General features: G+C 67.7%; 17 protein-coding genes. 5 read left to right on the forward strand and 12 right to left on the reverse strand.

Features of this window, described 5'->3' with window-relative positions; translation table 11 throughout:
• Positions 1-4: 4 nt before the first annotated feature.
• Both MRBLMI13_RS05375 and MRBLMI13_RS05380 read right to left on the reverse strand, forming a co-directional pair.
• Positions 5-1,603, reverse strand: coding sequence for an ABC-F family ATP-binding cassette domain-containing protein (locus MRBLMI13_RS05375; RefSeq protein ID WP_042537558.1), 1,599 nt, complete (start codon positions 1,601-1,603; stop codon positions 5-7).
• Between the two features lie 75 nt (positions 1,604-1,678).
• Positions 1,679-2,065, reverse strand: a complete 387-nt coding sequence (locus tag MRBLMI13_RS05380) for a CHY zinc finger protein (protein WP_367819917.1) — start codon at positions 2,063-2,065, stop codon at positions 1,679-1,681.
• Positions 2,066-2,092: 27 nt separating this feature from the next.
• Between MRBLMI13_RS05380 and MRBLMI13_RS05385 the strand changes: the two genes are divergently transcribed.
• From MRBLMI13_RS05385 to MRBLMI13_RS05400, 4 genes are all read left to right on the forward strand, one after another.
• The gene (locus tag MRBLMI13_RS05385) at positions 2,093-2,713 is read left to right on the forward strand and encodes a DedA family protein (protein WP_042537564.1); all 621 of its coding nucleotides are present in this window, start codon (positions 2,093-2,095) and stop codon (positions 2,711-2,713) included.
• A gap of 5 nt (positions 2,714-2,718) precedes the next feature.
• Positions 2,719-3,975 (forward strand): sensor histidine kinase, encoded by a 1,257-nt coding sequence (locus MRBLMI13_RS05390; protein ID WP_367819915.1) that lies wholly within the window; start codon positions 2,719-2,721, stop codon positions 3,973-3,975.
• On the forward strand, positions 3,972-4,643 hold the full coding sequence (locus MRBLMI13_RS05395) for a response regulator transcription factor (RefSeq protein ID WP_309689113.1): 672 nt from the start codon (positions 3,972-3,974) through the stop codon (positions 4,641-4,643). Before MRBLMI13_RS05390 ends, MRBLMI13_RS05395 begins: the two co-directional genes overlap by 4 nt.
• Before the next feature lie 109 nt (positions 4,644-4,752).
• Positions 4,753-6,069, forward strand: a complete 1,317-nt coding sequence (locus MRBLMI13_RS05400) for an acyltransferase family protein (RefSeq protein WP_367819913.1) — start codon at positions 4,753-4,755, stop codon at positions 6,067-6,069.
• Here MRBLMI13_RS05400 and MRBLMI13_RS05405 read toward each other — a convergent pair.
• From MRBLMI13_RS05405 to MRBLMI13_RS05415, 3 genes are read right to left on the reverse strand one after another with little or no spacing between them, the layout of a single operon-like run.
• A complete protein-coding gene (locus MRBLMI13_RS05405) occupies positions 6,016-6,609 on the reverse strand; it encodes an energy-coupling factor transporter transmembrane component T family protein (protein ID WP_367819911.1) in 594 nt (197 codons plus the stop codon). The genes MRBLMI13_RS05400 and MRBLMI13_RS05405 overlap by 54 nt on opposite strands.
• Complete coding sequence (locus MRBLMI13_RS05410) at positions 6,606-7,298, reverse strand: energy-coupling factor ABC transporter ATP-binding protein (protein WP_311878704.1); 693 nt, start codon at positions 7,296-7,298, stop codon at positions 6,606-6,608. Before MRBLMI13_RS05410 ends, MRBLMI13_RS05405 begins: the two co-directional genes overlap by 4 nt.
• Positions 7,288-7,875 (reverse strand): biotin transporter BioY, encoded by a 588-nt coding sequence (locus MRBLMI13_RS05415; RefSeq protein WP_367819908.1) that lies wholly within the window; start codon positions 7,873-7,875, stop codon positions 7,288-7,290. The genes MRBLMI13_RS05410 and MRBLMI13_RS05415 overlap by 11 nt, the downstream gene beginning before the upstream one ends.
• A 56-nt stretch (positions 7,876-7,931) precedes the next feature.
• Between MRBLMI13_RS05415 and MRBLMI13_RS05420 the strand changes: the two genes are divergently transcribed.
• A complete protein-coding gene (locus MRBLMI13_RS05420; RefSeq protein ID WP_367819906.1) occupies positions 7,932-8,531 on the forward strand; it encodes a TetR family transcriptional regulator in 600 nt (199 codons plus the stop codon).
• On the opposite strand, the gene MRBLMI13_RS05425 is transcribed toward MRBLMI13_RS05420, so the two are convergent.
• The 7 genes from MRBLMI13_RS05425 to sufB are packed head-to-tail and all read right to left on the reverse strand — an operon-like array spanning position 8,494 to position 15,079.
• A complete protein-coding gene (locus MRBLMI13_RS05425) occupies positions 8,494-9,867 on the reverse strand; it encodes an MFS transporter (RefSeq protein ID WP_367819904.1) in 1,374 nt (457 codons plus the stop codon). The genes MRBLMI13_RS05420 and MRBLMI13_RS05425 overlap by 38 nt on opposite strands.
• Positions 9,864-11,018: a MalY/PatB family protein gene (locus tag MRBLMI13_RS05430; RefSeq protein WP_367819902.1), complete on the reverse strand. Its 1,155-nt coding sequence runs from the start codon at positions 11,016-11,018 to the stop codon at positions 9,864-9,866. The genes MRBLMI13_RS05425 and MRBLMI13_RS05430 overlap by 4 nt, the downstream gene beginning before the upstream one ends.
• Positions 11,019-11,020: 2 nt before the next feature.
• Entirely contained in the window at positions 11,021-11,350 is a 330-nt protein-coding gene (locus MRBLMI13_RS05435) for a metal-sulfur cluster assembly factor (protein ID WP_042537580.1), read from the reverse strand.
• 10 nt (positions 11,351-11,360) lie between these two features.
• On the reverse strand, positions 11,361-12,131 hold the full coding sequence (gene sufC / locus MRBLMI13_RS05440; protein ID WP_042537582.1) for a Fe-S cluster assembly ATPase SufC: 771 nt from the start codon (positions 12,129-12,131) through the stop codon (positions 11,361-11,363).
• On the reverse strand, positions 12,132-12,458 hold the full coding sequence (locus MRBLMI13_RS05445; RefSeq protein WP_042537584.1) for a non-heme iron oxygenase ferredoxin subunit: 327 nt from the start codon (positions 12,456-12,458) through the stop codon (positions 12,132-12,134).
• On the reverse strand, positions 12,455-13,660 hold the full coding sequence (gene sufD, locus MRBLMI13_RS05450) for a Fe-S cluster assembly protein SufD (protein ID WP_079112945.1): 1,206 nt from the start codon (positions 13,658-13,660) through the stop codon (positions 12,455-12,457). Before sufD ends, MRBLMI13_RS05445 begins: the two co-directional genes overlap by 4 nt.
• Complete coding sequence (sufB, locus tag MRBLMI13_RS05455) at positions 13,661-15,079, reverse strand: Fe-S cluster assembly protein SufB (RefSeq protein WP_042537589.1); 1,419 nt, start codon at positions 15,077-15,079, stop codon at positions 13,661-13,663.
• Between the last annotated feature and the right edge of the window lie 8 nt (positions 15,080-15,087).

Consider the following 15,087-nt stretch of genomic DNA (forward strand, 5'->3'; position numbering starts at 1 on the left):
AGGATCAGGCGAGCTCGATGAGGTCCTGGTACTCCTGGCTCCAGAGGTCTTCGACGCCGTCGGGGAGGATCAGAACGCGCTCGGGGTTGAGCGACTGCACCGCACCCGGGTCGTGCGAGACGAGCACGACTGCTCCCTCGTAGTGCGCGAGCGCGCCGAGGATCTCCTCGCGCGATGCGGGGTCGAGGTTGTTGGTGGGCTCGTCGAGCAGCAGCAGGTTCGCGGACGAGACCACGAGCGTCGCCAGCGAGAGACGCGTCTTCTCACCGCCGGAGAGCACCCCGGCGGGCTTGAGCACATCATCCCCGGTGAACAGGAACGAGCCGAGCACTCTGCGCGCTTCCATCTCGGTGATGTGCGGAGCAGCCGAGACCATGTTCTCGAGCACCGAACGATTCACATCGAGGTTCTCGTGCTCCTGCGCGTAGTACCCGACCTTGAGACCGTGTCCGGGCTCGAGCTGACCGGTGTCAGGCTGGTCGACGCCCGCGAGCATGCGCAGCAGCGTCGTCTTTCCTGCACCGTTGAGTCCGAGCACGACGACCTTGGATCCGCGGTCGATCGCGAGGTCGACGTCGGTGAAGATCTCGAGTGACCCATAGGACTTCGAGAGTCCGGTCGCCATCATCGGGGTCTTGCCGCACGGTGCGGGCTTCGGGAAGCGCAGCTTGGCGACGCGTTCTTCCTGGCGGACGTCATCGAGTCCGGCGAGCAGCTTGTCGGCACGCGCGATCATCTGATGAGCGGCGGCGGCCTTCGACGCCTTCGCCCCGAAGCGGGCCGCCTGCAGCTGCAGGGTCGTGGCCTTCTTCTCGGCGTTGGCGCGCTCCTTCTTGCGGCGCTCCTCGTCGGCCACCCGCTGACGCAGGTAGTTCTTCCAGTTCATGTTGTAGGTGTCGATGATCTGGCGGTTCGCGTCGAGGTAGAACACCCGGTTGACGGTCTCGCCGACGAGCTCGACGTCGTGACTGATCACGATCAGCCCGCCCTTGTAGTTCTTGAGGAACTCGCGCAGCCACACGACGCTGTCGGCGTCGAGGTGGTTGGTCGGCTCATCGAGGATCATCGTCTCCGCATCGGAGAAGAGGATGCGGGCCAGCTCGATACGACGGCGCTGACCACCGGACAGCGTCGAGAGCGGCTGGTCGAGGATGCGGTCGGGCAGCGACAGGTTGTTCGCGATGGAGGCTGCCTCAGCCTCGGCCGCGTACCCGCCCTGACCTTCGAACTCCTCGGTGAGACGCGCGTAGCGCTTCATCGCCTTGTCGGCGACCGCGGGGTCGTCCGACCCCATCGCGAGTGCGGCTTCGCTCATCCCGAGGTTGAGCTGGCCGAGTCCGCGGGCGTCGAGGATGCGCGTGCGGGCGAGGTCTTCGGGGTTGCCCGATCGCGGATCCTGCGGCAGGTAGCCGAGCTGGCCCGAGCGGGTCACGCTTCCGCCCGACGGCAGAACGTCACCGGCGAGCACCTTGGTGAGCGTGGTCTTGCCTGCACCGTTGCGGCCGACGAGACCGATCTTGTCTCCGTCGCTCACGCGGAACGACACGTTCTCCATCAGGAGGCGTGCGCCCACGCGGATCTCGAGTTCGTGCACGGCAAGCACAGCGGGATGTCCGTTCGTTCAAGGGGATTCAGGCCGAGGGGCCAAACTCCCAGTATAGATCGCCCGGCTGTGTGTTCAGTCGAAGTACAGATCGTGATGCAGCCGGCAGCCCGGATTGAAGACCGCCGAGCACGTCGGGCACTCCGATGTCTCGAGGTAGGCGTCGATGCTCAGCAGCGAACCGCAGACGCCGCAGAGCACCGCCTGCGTCGAACGCTCGTCCGTCGACCACCGGCGCGCATCGTGCCGGGCGAGCTCCGCGTGACACAGGTGGCACGGGTACCAGTCGCGGCAGCACGCGAACTTGAGGGCGATGACGTCGAGCGGACCCTGATAGTGCTCGCACCGGGTCTGGTCGTCGACCAGCAGGCCGTGCACGGTGGTCGCCCAGACCTCGGTCGGGCGATCGTCGGATCTACCTCTCCAGAGGGACGCGGTCGATACCTCAGGGTGATGCCCCACCAGCCACCTGCTTCCTAGCCTTCTGAGGTGGATGTTATCAACGAGCTGATCCTGCAGACCGTCGCCTCTCCCTGGCTGTACGCCGTGCTGCTCGCGGTGACGATCATCGACGGCTTCTTCCCGCCGGTGCCGAGCGAGACAGTCCTCGTGGCAGCCGCCGCGGTACTCGCGTCGACCGGTGAGTTCTGGACGCTGCTGCCCCTCGGCCTCATCGCCGCTGTGGGGGCGACTATCGGCGACAACATCGCGTTCGCCCTCGGCCGCAGGCTGGGCACGACCCGGTGGGCATGGATGCGCCGTCCGCGAGTCGCCTCCGCATTCGCTCATGCAGAGAGAGCACTCGCGCACCGCAGTGCGGCGCTCATTCTGGGCGCCCGGTACATCCCGGTCGGCCGCGTCGCCGTCAACATGTCAGCCGGTGCCCTGCGCTTTCCCTGGCGGAGGTTCCTCCCGTTGAGCATCGTGGGAGGCATCAGCTGGAGCGCCCTGAGCCTCGCCATCGGACTTCTCGCGGGCTCCTGGATCAAGGACCAGCCACTCGTGAGCGCCGGCATCGGCATCGCCGTGGCTCTCGTCATCGGGCTGGTGATCGACCGCGTCACGGCATCCCGTCGGCGACGCACCCGTGTTCTGCAACTGGCAGGATGACAGACATGGCACGTCGTCGGCCGCGCACCGAGCGCGCTCCCCGCATCAGCCGTCGCACCGCCGCGCTCACGGCGCTCGGCGCTGCGAGCCTCGTGCTGTTCTCGGTGCTCGTGCCGGTGCAGACCGTGCTGTACGGCACCTCGCTGCCGCTCTCGTTCATCCTCGGTGCCGCTCTGTGCGCCGCACCACTGATGTCGCTGCGTCACCCGCGCTGGGCGATCGCGCTGTTCTGCGCTGCGGCGTTCACGCTTCCGCTTCTCGTCGTCCCGGCTCTCGCGACGGAGGCCCCCTGGCCGTGGTCTGTGCCCGCGCTGCTGACGTTCGTGATCCTGGTCGGCGTCGTGACCTTCGTGCACGGGGCCAGAGCGGGCGTCTTCCCCCTGTCCATCGGAGCTCTGCTCTCCCTCACGGCGCCTCTGCTGCGCCCCGAAGTCGTCGCCACTCCCGAGACGGCCGGCAGCGTCACCGCCGACCTCATCGTCACGACCTCCCTGGCCGCGGCGATGTTCCTGGTGGCGGTCCTCGTCGCCGGACGCGTTCGGGTGTCTGCCGAGCTCACCCGCGAGCGCGAGCACTCCGCCCTCGAGGAATCACGACGAGCTCTCGTCGAGGAGCGCACCCGCATCGCTCGCGAGCTGCATGACGTGATCGCGCACAGCATGTCCGTGATCCAGGTGCAGGCGTCGACCGCACGCTACCGGTTGCCCGAGATCGGAGATGCCGCGTCCGTGGAGTTCGACAGCATCGCGGCCACGGCGCGCACCTCGCTGACCGAGATGCGACGGATGCTCGGGGTTCTCCGCACCGAAGACCAGACGGCCGAGCTCGCACCGCAGCAGGGCATCGACGACATCCCGGCCCTCGTCGACACCATCCGTCGAGCCGGAGTGACCGTCGGCCTGGAGATCACGGGTTCCGTGACGGATGCGCCGCAGGCCGTCCAGATCGCGGCCTTCCGGATCGCTCAGGAGGCGTTGAGCAACGCGGTGCGACACGCATCGGGTGCCGCCGTCACGGTGCGCGTGCAGGCCGACCCCGACGCCGTCGGAATCCGCGTCCGCAACGACCGCGCCCCGGGCTCACCCGCGTCTCCCGGCGGCGGATACGGGCTGCGCGGCATGCGCGAGCGCGTCGAGCTGTTGGGCGGCTCGTTCGACGCGGGCCCCACGACGGGCGGCGGCTGGGAAGTCATCGCCTCGCTGCCGCTCAGAGACGCACCCCCGCGGGACAACACCCCAGAGCACCCCGAGGAGACCCCGTGACGATCAGCGTCCTCATCGCCGATGACCAGGCCATGGTGCGCGCCGGATTCGCCGCGCTCCTCGACGCTCACGACGGCATCCGTGTCGCCGGGCAGGCGGCCAACGGCGCCGAGGCCGTCGCTCTCGCCGCGCGGCTCGATCCGGACGTCATCCTGATGGACGTGCGGATGCCGGAGGTCGACGGCATCGAGGCGACCCGTCGCATCCTCGGTCCCGGCTACCCCGCAGCCCATGTGCCGCGGATCCTCATGCTCACGACCTTCGACATCGACGACTACGTGTACGACGCGCTCGAGGCCGGGGCGAGCGGGTTCCTACTGAAAGACGCTCTTCCCGAAGAACTCGTCCACGCCGTGCGCGTGGTCGCCGGCGGCGACGCGTTGCTCGCCCCCAGCGTGACGAGGCGCATGATCGAGCAGTTCGCAGGGCGGCGGCCGCGGACACCGCGAGCCGCAACCTCGCTGGCCGAGCTCACCGACCGAGAGCGAGAGGTGCTCGTGCTCATCGGGCGTGGCAGATCGAACAGCGAGATCGCCGCCGATCTGTTCATCGCCGAGCAGACCGTGAAGACACACGTCGGCAAGGTGCTGGCGAAGCTCCGACTCCGCGACCGTGTGCACGCCGTGATCCTCGCGTACGACGCCGGCCTGGTCGAACCCGCATCCTGAGCCTCGCCAGGATCACACCCCGGTAGGGGTGCGAACCAGCCCTGGGGGTGATCCCCCGCACGGCACCGCGTTCATACGCTCCTCGGACACCCCATCCGAGGAGGACTTCATGGCCATCGTCGAGGCACCATCCCTCACCGCACTTCGAGACCCGCTGCCGGCAGGTCGCGACACCGCGATCGACTTCCTGCGTGCGGTCTGCGTCGCGGGAGTCGTGCTCCTCCACGCCATCATGGTCGGAGTCACCGTCGTCGACGGCAGCCCGGTGTTCGCGAACGCCAGCGATGGATCGTGGTGGATCGTGCCCGTCAGCTGGGTGCTCCAGGTGATGCCGCTCTTCTTCATCATCGGCGGGTTCGCCGGCTACATCTCCTTCCGGCGCACGCAGGCGCGCGGCGGCGCCGCGGCCTCCTTCATCGCCGCCCGGGTGGACCGGCTGCTGCGGCCGGCCCTGTTCGCCATCGGGATCGTGGGCGCGGCGCTCGCGGCGCTGAGCATCGCCGGCGTCCCGGCCGACATCATCGCCGTCGCCGGCTTCCGTTACAGCCAGCCGCTGTGGTTCCTCGCCGTCTTCCTGGGGTGCCAGGCGCTTCTTCCTGCACTCGCGAAGGCTCACGCCCGGAAGCCGCTGATCACGGTGGCCTCGCTGGTCGCGGCTGCGCTCGCCGTCGACGCGCTCCGGGCGATCACCGGATTCGAGTGGGTGGGCTTCCTGAATCTCGCATTCGTCTGGCTCGCGCTGCAGCAGATCGGCTTCTTCCTCGCCGATGGCACGATCGACGGACTGAGCCGACGAGCACGCGCGATCGCGGGAGCTTCCGCGTCGATCACACTCGTCGGTGCCTTCACCACCGGCGTCTACTCCCCTGACCTCATCGCCAACATCAACCCGCCCACAGGTGCCCTGCTTCTCGTCGGAGTCGTGCACCTGAGCGCCGTCTCGCTTCTCCGCGATCGCATCGATGCGTTCAGCCGCCGCCCAGCCCCGGCCGCACTCGCCGCGTTCGTCAACAGACGCACCATGACGATCTACCTGTGGCACATGCCGACGCTGCTCGCCATGGCCGGGATCTGCGCCATGGCCTCGCTCAGCAGCGGCATCGCGCTGCCGGAGCCGAGCACCCTCGCGTGGTGGGTGTCTCGCCCGCTCTGGCTCGCTGCCGCGCTGACTCTCACCGCGGCGATCGCGGTGGCGTTCACGCGCGTCGAGATGCAGCCGTCCCCACCAGCCGCTGACTCGACTCGCCGGATCGCGATCGCAGCCGCACTCGGCGTCGCCTCGGTCGTGCTGCTTCTCGTCGCAGGGACGACGGTTCTGACGGCCGCACTCGCCGTCGGCGGAATGCTGCTCTCCCAACGCCTCGCACGCCGATCACACCAGACCGCGGGCGGCGAGAGCGTCGCCGACCTCGTCCGCGTGGCGTAGCGTCCTGACCATCAGCGGCACGGTGGTTCGAAGGCCCAGACGAACTCCGCGAGCACGCTGCGCCTCCCGCACAGCATGGGCGAATCCGGCGACCACCGGAATCATCGTGAGCGTCAGCGAGATCGTCATGGCGACCGCATCGGCATCGACACCCAGCCGACGCAGCGGCCGCAGCATCCGATGCAGAACGGCGAGCAGATCACCCATCCGGGTGGTGATCGTGAGAAGCGCAGCCAGCAGGAGCAGCGACGCGACCCTGCTCGTGCTGATCCACGCGGTCAGCGGCGACACGAAGATCCACAGCGCCGTCGCGAGAACCAGCACGAGCCAGCGCAGCCGCCACATCTCGGCGATCAGGACCCTCACCGGAAGCCCGGCGAGGAGATAGAGCGTGCACACGACGACGAGCGAGACGGTGACGCTCCACCCGTCATGCGGGTACGCGGACGACACGAGCGCGAGTACCGCGAAGAGCGCGAGTTTAGGCCCCGCCGACATCCGGTGGACGATGCTGGCTCCTGGCCGGTACGACTGGATCATCCGCACCGCCCGCGGTACTCGGCGATCACGTCGTCCGGGGTGCCCGCTGCGAGGAGCGAACCCGCGTCGAAGAGCACCGCATGGTCGCATCTCGCCGCGAGGTCGAGGTCGTGGGTGACGATGACGACCTGCGACGGCAGTGCCAGCAGCAGGTCGGAGACCCTTCGGGAGTTGCGCAGATCCAGCAGCGTGGTCGGCTCATCGGCCACGATCAGGCGCGGCTCGGTGATCAGAACCGACGCGAGAGCCAGCAGCTGCTTCTGACCGCCGGACAGGTCGGACGCGGGCACGTCCGCCCTGTCGGTCAGCCCGTGCTCGGCGAGTGCCCCGGCCACCCGGCTGGCGATCTCCGTGCGGGGCGAACCGCGCAGCGAGAGCGCGAGATCCTCAGCGGGCGTCGGCATCAGGATCTGCGACTGAGGGTCGGTGAAGACGAAACCGACCCTACGTCGAAGAGCCTTCGTGTCCCGCCGCGAATCGAGATCGTGAACCGTGACTCGCCCTGCATCCGGCAGCACGAGGCCATTCAGCAGACGCGCGAAGGTGGACTTGCCCGACCCGTTCGCGCCGATCACCGCGATCCTCTGCGCCGTGAGCTCGACACTCACGTCGCGCAGGATCGCCCGCCCTTCCCTCTCGACGGCGACACCGTCGAGCGAGATCGATCCGACCGCGGTCTCAGATCGCACGGACGGATGAGGGCGCTGCGATCGAACGCGCGGCGAACGCCCGGGGGTACGCGCGTCGCAGCGCCAGAACGAGCGCCGTCGCCGCGGCCGCCTTGAGTAGATCGCCGGGGAGGAACACCAGACTCGCGAGCGCGGTCGGGCCGAGTTCGAGCCCGAGAACGAGCGCTGTCACGGGGATCCCACAGAGATACACCACCAGGATGCCTCCGACGACGACGCCGAGGGCGATTCGCCACCAGCTGAGCCGACCGCGGCCCACGATGAGACCGATCACGATGACACCTGCCACCCACCCGAGCAGATATCCGGCGGTCGGGCCGACGAAGACACCGAGGCCGCCGCGCCCACCGGCGAGGACGGGCAGTCCGATCGCCGCGAGAGCGATCACCAGAAGAATCGAGAGCGGAGCCAGTCGGGGTCCGAGCACCGCACCGGCGAGCATGACCCCCAATGTCTGCGCGGTGATCGGCACACCGCCGGGAATCGGCACCGTCACCATGCCGAGAACGATGATGAGCGCGGCGAAGATCGCCACTCTTGCTAGTTCGCGACCGAGGTCATCGCGTTGCTGGGTCATGATCCGACACCTTCCTGAACACTGTTCACCTGAACGGTGTTCACTATAGTGATCACATGAGCCCAGAGCACAACTCCGCCCGGCACGACCGCGATGGCGTCGCACGCGTGGCGCTGGCCCTCCTCGACGAGGTCGGCCTCGCCGACCTGTCGATGCGCCGGATCGCGGGCAGGCTCGATGTTCAGCCGAGCGCTCTCTACTGGCACTTCTCGAGCAAGCAGGAACTGCTGGCAGAGCTCGCCGACCGGATCACCGCGGGGATCCCCCGCGACGATGCCGACGTGCTGACCACCGCGCGCGGCATCCGCGACGCCCTGTTCACCTACCGCGACGGTGCGGAGCTCGTGCTCAGCGCCTACGCCCTGCGGCTCGGCTCGTCATATGCCCAGACCGCGCTCGAGGCCGCGCTCGCGCGCCACGGGCACGCAGAAGCCGCCGATCGGGCAGCGGCGATGCTGCACTTCGTGCTCGGGCACGCGACACTCGTTCAGCAGCGCATGCACGCCGACAGCCACGGGGCCGCTCTCACCGACGGCACGGACGATGTCACCGCCGGCCTCGATCGGGTCTTCGACCTGGGCGTCACCGCACTCGCAGGGGACTCGCTCGGTGCAGTGGTCAGTCCTCGGACGACTCCGCGGCATGGCCCAGTCTGAGCCCCGGCACCGACGCCAGCAGCACCAGACCGAGGCAGAACGCGAACACCACCCCGAACGATGCGGCCTCGCCGCCCAGCGTCGCGACGAGCAATCCGGCCAGCGCGATCGCCACAGCTGAGCCCGCGGCGTCGGAGATCGACAGCGCCGACGAGTTGAAGCCCTGATTGCCCTCGTTCGAATAGGCGAGGGTGAGCACTGTGAGGCGCGGATACAGCAGCCCCATGCCACCGCCGGCGAAGCCCCACCCCACGACGACGAATACCGGCGACACTCCCCACTGCGCCGCAGCGAGCACGAGCACGAGCGCCACGAGGAGGAGCGACAGGCTGATCACGGTAATGCGGGTGTTGCCCAGTCGTTCTCCGAAGGCCCCCTGCAGCTGCGAAGCTCCGGCCCACGCGAAGGCGGCGAGCATGAGCGCGATCCCCGCCCAGGTCGCCGTGAAGTCGAAGCGCTCCATCAGCAGATAGGGGACGTATGCCTCGGCCGCGAAGAACGCGCCTGCGGCGATGCCGCGCATGAGGACGACGCTCGGCAGACCGCGCCCGGCACGGAGGGTGCGCCGGGGAATCAGCGGCAGCAGTGCGACACCGATCACGATGACGGATCCGATCGCCACCGGCCATGCGAGGCGCACGGTCATCTCCGCCGTGAAGCCGATCAGCACGGCGAAGACAGCGACGACCACCGCGAGAACAAGGCGGATGACGAGCGCCCGGCGATTCTGCGGCTCGCCGCGTCCGAGGTCGACGCCTCGCAGCCGAGCCACGACGATCACGAAGGCGACGCCCGTCAGCACGGCGACGCCGAGGAAGGCCCAGCGCCAATCGAGGTACTCGGCGACCGCCCCGGCGAGGAAGGGACCGATCATCGACGGCACCACCCATGCGGCGGCGAACGCCGCGAACACTCTGCCGTGAAGTTGCGGTGGATACAGCCGAGCGACCACGACGTACAGCGCCACGGTCTGTCCCCCCGCGCCGAGCCCCTGCACCAGGCGCCCGATGAGGAACTGGTCCATCGTCACAGCGAAGCCCGACAGCAACAGACCGGCGATGAACAGCGACACCGCGGCGTACAGGGCGCCACGGGGCCCTCGAGCATCCGACCAGGCACCCGCGGCGACCATGCCGATCACACTCGTCGCGAGCGTGCCGGCGAAGGCTACGGCGTACAGATCGCGTCCGTCGAGCGCCTCACTGACGATCGGCATGACGGTCGTGACAGCCAGCGCCTCGATCGCGGCGAGGAAGATCAGCGCGACCGCTCCGGCAGTGACCCAGAGGCGTTCTCGGTCCCAGATCGAGGCGGTCGGCCGCTGCTCGGTCGTCATCGGCCCACGAGCGTCGCGATGCGCTCGATGGCCTCGGTGATGATCTCCGGGCTCGTGCCGAAGTTCAGTCGGACGAAACCCCTGCCCGGCTCGCCGAAGGCGGGGCCGAAGTGCAGGGCGACTCCGGCCTCCTTCAGGATCCGTCGCGCGGGGTTGTCTCCCCATTCCAGTCCCGAGAGGTCGATCCAGGCCAGGTATCCGGCATCGGGGATCCGATAGCGCGCGGCAGGGATCTTCGACGCCAGCAGATCCTCGAGCAGCACGCGATTCTCGTCGAGCGTTCTGAGCAGCCCATCGAGCCACTCGTCGCTCTCCTCCGAGAATGCGGCCACAGCCGCGAGGAGGCCGAACTGCCCGGTGCGCCACTCGACCTCGATAGGAAGCCCGCGCACGATGGCGCTGGTGCGATCAGATGCGCTCACCATGAGCGCGCACTTGAGACCCGCGAGATTGAAGGCCTTGCTCGCACTCACGACGGCGTAGCCCACGCGCTCCGCAGCTTCGCCCGTGTCGAGGAAGGGCGTGAACCCGGTGCCCGGCTGCGCGAGCGGTGCATGGATCTCATCCGAGATCACCGCAGCACCGAACTCATCAGCGATCTCGGCGAGAGCGGTCAGCGAGTCGCGGCTGTGCACCGTGCCGGTCGGGTTGTGCGGATTGCAGAGCAGCATGGCCGTGGCGCCGTCTTCGAAAGCCGCGCGGATACCGTCGAGATCGAGTTCCCACGCCGTGCCGGTGTCGAGCAGCGGCACCCGCACGACCTCTGCCCCGGCCTCGGAGACCAGGTCGAAGAACGGTGGGTACACCGGTGTGGTGACGACCACGCGCTCCCCCGGCTGCGTGACGCGGCGCAGGATCTCGACGATCCCCATGCTCACATCGGCGGTCGTGCGCATCCGCGACGGATCCGCATGCCAGCCGTAGCGACGCATCGCGAAGGCGGCATAGGTCTCGGGAAGAGGCGTCCGCGATGCGATGTACCCGGTGTCGCCGTTGTCGACAGCGCGTCGAAGAGCCGAGGAGATCGCCGGCGCCAACGGGAAGTCGGTCTCCGCGACGAAGAGCGGCAGGACATCGGCGGGATACTCCCGCCACTTCTCGCTGCTGCGCTCGCGAAGCTCTGCCAGAGGCAGGGCCTTGACCTCGAGCATCCTCAGATGGCGAAGCCGAGAGCGCGCATCATGTCGCGCCCGTCGTCCGTGATCTTCTCGGGGCCCCACGGCGGCATCCACACCCAGTTGATGCGGAAGCGATCGACGACGCTGTCCAGAGCCTGAGCGGTCTGGTCCTCGAGCACGTCGGTCAACGGGCAGCCTGCGCTGGTGAGCGTCATGTGGATGACGAGAGCATCGTTCTCGTCATCCCACGCAAGATCGTAGATGAGGCCGAGGTCGACGACGTTGATCCCGAGTTCCGGGTCCATGACGTCTTTGAGAGCCTCGGTGACCTCGTCGTACTTCTCGTCGGTGAGGGTGGCTGTCATGCCAATCAGCCTACGCCTCGATCGGGGCTGCGGGGTCGAGGAAACGGTCGTATCCCTCGTCCTCGAGCCGGTCGGCGAGCTCCGGGCCGCCCTCTTCGACGATCTTGCCCGCAACGATCACGTGCACGAAGTCAGGGCGGATGTAGCGGAGGATGCGGGTGTAGTGCGTGATCAGCAGCACGCCGAGACCCGTGGCCTCCTTGGCGCGGTTGACGCCCTCGGAGACGATCTTCAGCGCGTCGACGTCGAGGCCGGAGTCGGTCTCGTCGAGGACGGCGAACTTGGGCTTGAGCACCTCGAGCTGAAGGATCTCGTGACGCTTCTTCTCGCCGCCGGAGAAGCCCTCGTTGACGTTGCGCTGGGCGAACTTCGGGTCCATACGGAGGTTGGACATGGCCGTCTTGACGTCCTTCGTCCACCCGCGGATCGCCGGCGCCTCGCCGTCGATCGCGGTCTTGGCAGTGCGGAGGAAGTTCGTCACCGTCACGCCGGGGATCTCGACCGGGTACTGCATCGCGAGGAAGAGGCCCGCACGAGCTCGCTCGTCGACGCTCATCGCGAGGACGTCCTGGCCGTCGAACGTGATCGAGCCGGACGCCACCGTGTACTTCGGGTGACCGGCGATCGTGTAAGCGAGCGTCGACTTGCCTGAGCCGTTGGGGCCCATGATCGCGTGCGTCTCACCCGTGTTCATCGTGAGGGTGATTCCGTTGAGGATCGGGGTGATTCCCGCCTCGGTCTCGACCGTCACGTAGAGGTCGCGGATTTCGAGAACAGACATTCAGACTTCCTTCGTCACAGTCGGGTCAATGAGCACGTCGTCGCCGTCGATCTCGACGACGTAGACCGGAACGGGCTCATAAGCAGGGAGATTCTGGGGCTTGCCGGTGAGCAGCGAGAATGCGGAGCCGTGGGCCCAGCATTCCACTGTCTCTCCTTCGACGAAGCCCTCGGAGAGTGAGATGTCACCGTGGGTGCAGGTGTCTCCGATGGCGTGGATGACGCCTTCGGAGTCCTTGATGACGGTGATCGGCACGCCGTTCGGCTCGACACGCAGCGGCATGTCCTGCTCGAGCTCGGCGACGCCGCAGACGCGCTCTGCGGTCATGCGTTCACCTCGGCGAGCTCCGTCTCGATCGCGGCGAGAAGCTCGGCCTCCAGCGCGGGGATCCCCAGACGCTGGACGATGTCGGTGAGGAAGCCGAGCACGACGAGGCGGCGCGCTTCCTCTTCGCTGATCCCTCGGGCCTGCAGGTAGAACAGCTGCTCGTCGTCGAAACGACCGGTGGCGCTGGCGTGGCCCGCGCCGAGGATGTCTCCGGTCTCGATCTCCAGGTTCGGGATCGAGTCGGCGCGGGCGCCCTCGGTGAGCACCAGGTTGCGGTTCGCCTCGTACGAGTCGGTGCCGTTCGCGTCGGCGCCGATCAGCACGTCGCCGATCCAGACGCTGTGCGCGCCCTGGCCCTGGAGCGCACCCTTGTAGAGGACGTCGCCCTTGGTATGCGGCCCCTTGTGGTGCAGGAAGACCTGGCTCTCGAGGTGCTGGCCTGCGTCGGCGTAGGAGAGGCCGTAGAGGTATCCCTCCGAGCCCGCCCCCGCGAGCTCGACGCTCGGGTTCACACGGACGACGCCGCCGCCGAAGCTGATGACGAAGTGCTTGAGCGTGGCATCCGCGTCGACGCGAGCCTGGTGAGCGGACGTGTGCACGGCCTCGTCCTGCCACTGCTGCAGGCTGATGACGGTGAGCTTCGCTCCGTCACGCACGATGATCTCGACGTTCTGCGAGTACTGCGCAGCGCCCGTGTGCTGGAGCACGACGGTCGCGGAGCTGTGCTCGAGCGCCTCGATCACGATGTGGGCGTCGGCCCGTCGGTCTGCACCGAGTCCGTCGATCGCGAGGAAGACCGGCTCAGCGACCTCTTCTTCACGCGGGATGCGGATGTGGAGCGCTTCGGTTGCGCCCTGCCACGCGATCGCGGCGGTGATGTCCTCCGCGAGGAAGACCTCCCCGCGCGGTGCGTCGCCGGCGGCCAGCGGCGCCGACACGTACTGCTCTCCCGAGCCGAAGGAGTAGCTCACGCCGTCGCCCGCTCCCGCGACCTCGAAGAGAGGCGAGAGCTTGGCGACCGGGGTGTGCTTCCAGTTGACCTCGCGACCGGTGGGAGCACCGAAGTCATCGGGGTCGAAGGAGTGGGGGCGCTCCGAGCGGGTCTGCACCGGGACGAATCCGGCGGAGGAGACCTGTGCTGCGGGGTCGATGTGCGCGTTCGTGTGCTGCGCCTCGCTGGGCGCTGTCGTCGAGGCCGCCATTTAGCCGACCGATCCTTCCATGCCCATTTCGATGAGCTTGTTCAGTTCCATCGCGTACTCCATGGGCAGTTCCCGTGCGATCGGCTCGATGAAGCCGCGCACGATCATCGCCATCGCCTCGTCCTCGGGCATGCCGCGAGACTGCAGGTAGAAGAGCTGCTCTTCACTGACCTTCGAGACTGTCGCCTCGTGGCCGAGCTGCACGTCGTCCACACGGATGTCGATCGCGGGATATGTGTCGGAGCGCGATTTGGTGTCGACCAGCAGAGCGTCGCAGCGCACGGTGTTCGCGGAGTGGTGCGCGTTGGCGTCCACTCGGACCTCGCCGCGGTATCCCGCACGACCGCCACCACGGGCGATCGACTTCGACACGATCGACGACTGGGTGTACGGCGCCATGTGGATCATCTTCGCGCCGGCGTCCTGGTGCTGCCCCGGGCCTGCGAAGGCGACCGAGAGCGTCTCGCCCTTGGCGTGCTCGCCCATCAGGTAGATCGACGGGTACTTCATCGTCACCTTGGAGCCGATGTTGCCGTCGACCCATTCCATCGTCGCGCCTTCGTGCGCGACCGCACGCTTGGTGACGAGGTTGTAGACGTTGTTCGACCAGTTCTGGATCGTCGTGTACCGAACGCGGGCGTTCTTCTTCACGATGATCTCGACCACGGCCGAGTGCAGCGAGTCCGACTTGTAGATCGGAGCCGTGCAGCCCTCGATGTAGTGGACGTAGCTGTCTTCGTCGGCGATGATCAGCGTCCGCTCGAACTGACCCATGTTCTCGGTGTTGATGCGGAAGTAGGCCTGGAGCGGGATCTCGACGTGCACGCCCTTGGGGACGTAGACGAACGAGCCTCCGGACCACACGGCGGTGTTCAGGGCGGCGAACTTGTTGTCACCGGCCGGGATCACCGAGCCGAAGTACTCCTCGAAGAACTCGGGGTGCTCGCGCAGAGCGGTGTCGGTGTCCATGAAGATGACGCCCTGCTCCTCCAGGTCCTCGCGGATCTGGTGGTAGACGACCTCGGACTCGTACTGAGCGGCGACGCCCGCGACGAGGCGCTGGCGCTCGGCCTCGGGGATGCCGAGGCGCTCGTAGGTCTCGCGGATCTCCGCGGGGAGGTCCTCCCAGGACTGCGCCTGCTTCTCCGTGGAGCGCACGAAGTACTTGATGTTGTCGAAGTCGATCTCGCTGAGGTCTGCACCCCACGTCGGCATCGGCTTGCGTCCGAAGAGCTGATAACCCTTGAGACGGGTCTTCAGCATCCATTCGGGCTCGTGCTTGAGCGCCGAGATCCCGCGAACCACCTCTTCGGAGATTCCACGCTTGGCGATGGCTCCGGCGGCATCTTCGTCATGCCATCCGAATTCGTACACCCCCAGGCCGTCAAGCTCCGGGCGGTCGATCAGCACATCCGACATCACACACT

The sequence above is a fragment of the Microbacterium sp. LMI13-1-1.1 genome, assembly GCF_040815625.1.
In the GTDB taxonomy this organism is placed as follows: Bacteria; Actinomycetota; Actinomycetes; order Actinomycetales; family Microbacteriaceae; genus Microbacterium; species Microbacterium forte.